Source organism: Streptomyces sp. RKAG290 (genome assembly GCF_023701695.1).
In the GTDB taxonomy this organism is placed as follows: Bacteria; Actinomycetota; Actinomycetes; order Streptomycetales; family Streptomycetaceae; genus Streptomyces.
This window is the reverse complement of record NZ_JAJOZC010000019.1, coordinates 1-2,868: the sequence shown is the minus strand read 5'-3', so window position 1 is coordinate 2,868 and position 2,868 is coordinate 1. Positions and strand designations below refer to the sequence as shown.

3 protein-coding genes and 1 pseudogene are annotated in these 2,868 nt (G+C 71.3%); all 4 read right to left on the bottom strand.

Going from position 1 to position 2,868, the window contains the following annotated elements:
* Window positions 1-690: pseudogene (locus tag LNW71_RS35805) on the bottom strand (phosphoenolpyruvate synthase); the annotation flags it as partial.
* The gene (locus tag LNW71_RS35800; protein WP_250972373.1) at window positions 687-1,166 is read right to left on the bottom strand and encodes a hypothetical protein; all 480 of its coding nucleotides are present in this window, start codon (window positions 1,164-1,166) and stop codon (window positions 687-689) included. The gene LNW71_RS35800 and the pseudogene LNW71_RS35805, both read right to left, overlap by 4 nt.
* Window positions 1,157-1,441, bottom strand: coding sequence for a hypothetical protein (locus tag LNW71_RS35795; RefSeq protein ID WP_250972372.1), 285 nt, complete (start codon window positions 1,439-1,441; stop codon window positions 1,157-1,159). The genes LNW71_RS35800 and LNW71_RS35795 overlap by 10 nt, the downstream gene beginning before the upstream one ends.
* Entirely contained in the window at window positions 1,438-2,058 is a 621-nt protein-coding gene (locus LNW71_RS35790) for a hypothetical protein (RefSeq protein WP_250972371.1), read from the bottom strand. The genes LNW71_RS35795 and LNW71_RS35790 overlap by 4 nt, the downstream gene beginning before the upstream one ends.
* Window positions 2,059-2,868: the final 810 nt, after the last annotated feature.

Below are 2,868 nucleotides of genomic sequence, written 5' to 3'. Positions count from 1 at the left end.
GGGCACGTCGTCCGGCAGGCAGGGCATGGCGACGATGTCCGCCCAGCCGAGCCCGGCCTCGGCGGCCGCGTACTCCTCACGGGTCCGGAAGAAGCGCAGCCGTCCGGTGGCGTCGCCCGGGTTGAGGGGTGTCCGGTTCCTGTTGCCGAAGAGTTCGTGGCTGAGGATGCGCGGCACCCGCGGTTCGCTGATCGCCGTCAGCTCCTCCTCCTGGCCGTGGTTCGCGGGTTTGAGCAGGAGCGGCAGCCTGCCGTCGACGCGCACCCGGACGAACTCGTAGAAGGCTTCGAGCAGCGCGCCGTGCATGGTGTCGGCCTCGGTCGTCTCCAGCACGAGGAAGGTGCGCTCCGGGCCGTCCGCCTCCTGCTCGGTGTGCAGGGACAGCACCCCGAGCAGGAAGCGGCGCTCGGGGTCCGTGTAGACGGAGGCGTTGAACTCGTCGAGACACGCGTCCAGGGCGGTGAGTTCCATGCCGAGGACGCGGGTGGCGATGTAGTTGACGTGGAAGGGGTGCGCGGCCGTGTCGAGGAGGTGCCAGGTGTCCTCGGCGCGGTCGACGACGACCTTGAGGTACGGGTGACCGGCCAGGACGCCGGAGAGCGTGCGGAACAGCGGCAGCGAGAGGTTCCCGCCGACGACGGTGCGGTCCGTGGCCGGCTCGGGGGCGCCGGTGGAGAGCATGGCGGTCATATGGCGGCTCCCTCGGGCAGTGCGGCGGGCAGGACCTGGGGCAGGGCGTCCACCAGGGTCTCGAAGTCGCGGAGGACCGTCCGGGGGTCGGCGGCGGAGAGCAGGCACAGCGCCGCCATGGTGTTGGCGCCGGCTGCCGGGTCGTAGACCGGCACCACGCTGCCGTCGGCCAGCGAACTCTCCGCGACCACCGACAACTCGCTGCCGTGGCTGAGCGGTACGCCTGCCGAGACCGTCGGGAAGTCCCAGACCCGCCGGTCCGGCCAGGCGTTGCCCCGGCCGTCGACCGCGAGGACGACGAGGGAGCCGGCCGCGCCGCGCGCCTGCGCGGGGGTGCGTGCCTCTACGGGCCAGTCGACCGGGCGGCCGAGTAGTTGGTCGACGAGCATGCCGACGAGGTCGAGCCGGAAGACCTCCTCGATCTGCGGGACGGTCATCGCACCGCCGAACCGGGCCGCCGTCTCGATCAGCCACATGCGGCCGCGGCACCGAGCTTGATCTCGGTGTGCGTACCGCAGTTGCTCAGGCCGAGGGCGTCGACGGCCTCCCGGGCGAGGGCCACGACGCGGTCCTGGGCGTCCTGCGGCAGCAGGGCGGGGGTGATGCCCGCGCGCTCGGTGAACGGCTCGACCGTGGGCATCCGGCCGCTGAGGCAGACCGGGTGGAAGGTGCCGTCGGCCACGACGCCCTCGACGCTGACGTAGTCGCCCCAGCCCGGCTCGTCGAACCAGTCCGCGGCTTCCCCGGTCACGATCTGCTCGACGACGAAGTCCGCCTGGGCCTCGGCACGTGGAGTTCCGCGTATCCCAACTGGGCGGATTCGGCCATGACTTCGTGCGACCGCTGCCAGGCGGCGGACACCTCGTGCGGGGAGCGGATGATCCGGTGCGCGGTGGAGCCCGCGCTCCAGGCGGCCTTGAGCAGCAGCGGGAAGGGCAGCACGCCGGTGGCCGCGCGCAGGTCTGCCTCCGTGGCGACCGGGCGGAACTCTGGCTGCGGCAGGCCGCGTTCCTGCCAGGTCCGGCGCATCAGCCGCTTGTCACGGGCGAGGGCGGAGGCCTTTCCGGCACCGGCGAGCCCGAGTTCCTCGCAGGCCTCCGCGACGGCCACGACCGCGTACTCGGAGAACGTGAGCACCGCGTCCGCCCCGACGGCCCGCGCGTGCGAGGCGATCAGGGAGACGAGGTCGGACCGCTCCGCGTCGGCGGGCGTCACGACCGACGCGCACAGGCGCGCGGCGGATTCGGCCACCGAGGGAGGGAGAGCGCTGAGAGCCAGCAGGTGCAGTTGCGACTTCGCGGCCGCCCGGGACAGGACGTGACCGAGCGGCGGACCACCCTTGGCATGCACCAACAGCACCTTGCTCACTGAAGTTCGTCTCCATTCGTTCGTGTCGTGCAGAAGTGTGTGGTCGCGCGGTTCGCCCGGCGCCAGCACCTGACTTCGCGGCCCGGCCCCGCAGTTGCTCGTCCGGGGGGCATCGCGAGGGACCGCGCCGGTGACGCGGTGTGTCTGCCCGTACACACAAGGGAATCAGGCCGTAGGGGCCCGGAGTGCCATTGAGGGCATGTACCGGTCAGGCAAATGCCAGAGTTGCGGGCCGTGCGAATCGTCGTGAGAGTCCACGGGGGCCGATGGGTACCCGAAAGGGGCGCGCCCGTACTTTTCAGGTCGGCCGAGAACCGAGCATGTGTGGCATCCGGACGGGATACACATTGCGATGGCAACCCGTATCAGGCAGTTCGACCAAGGATGGAAACACCGCTGTGGACGATTCCGGTCTCAAGGCGCTTCTCGAGGATCTACCCGTGTCCTGGTGGGAGGTTGACAGGCAGTGGCGTGTTCTGGAGAGAGGTGGCGGTGCGTTCGCCGACCTGGGCACCGCGCAGGATTTCCTCGACCGGTTGCGCCAGGAACTGTCGGCTCCGGGAGGCTCGGCCGCTGACGGCCGCTGGCAGGCCCAGTTCGACGGCCGCACCTTCGACGTCAGCTGGCCCCCGACGAGAGCGGCGGCCAGGGGCGCAGACGCGGGCTCGCGGTGGAGGTCGGCGCGCAGCCCGAGGCGCCTCGCCGGTACGCCGCCTTCGCGGACTTCGCCGACTTCGCCCGGCAGCAGCCTTCATCCGGGACAGCGGCGGCCGCTACCTGTGGGCCAACCACGCCTACGCGCACCTTTAC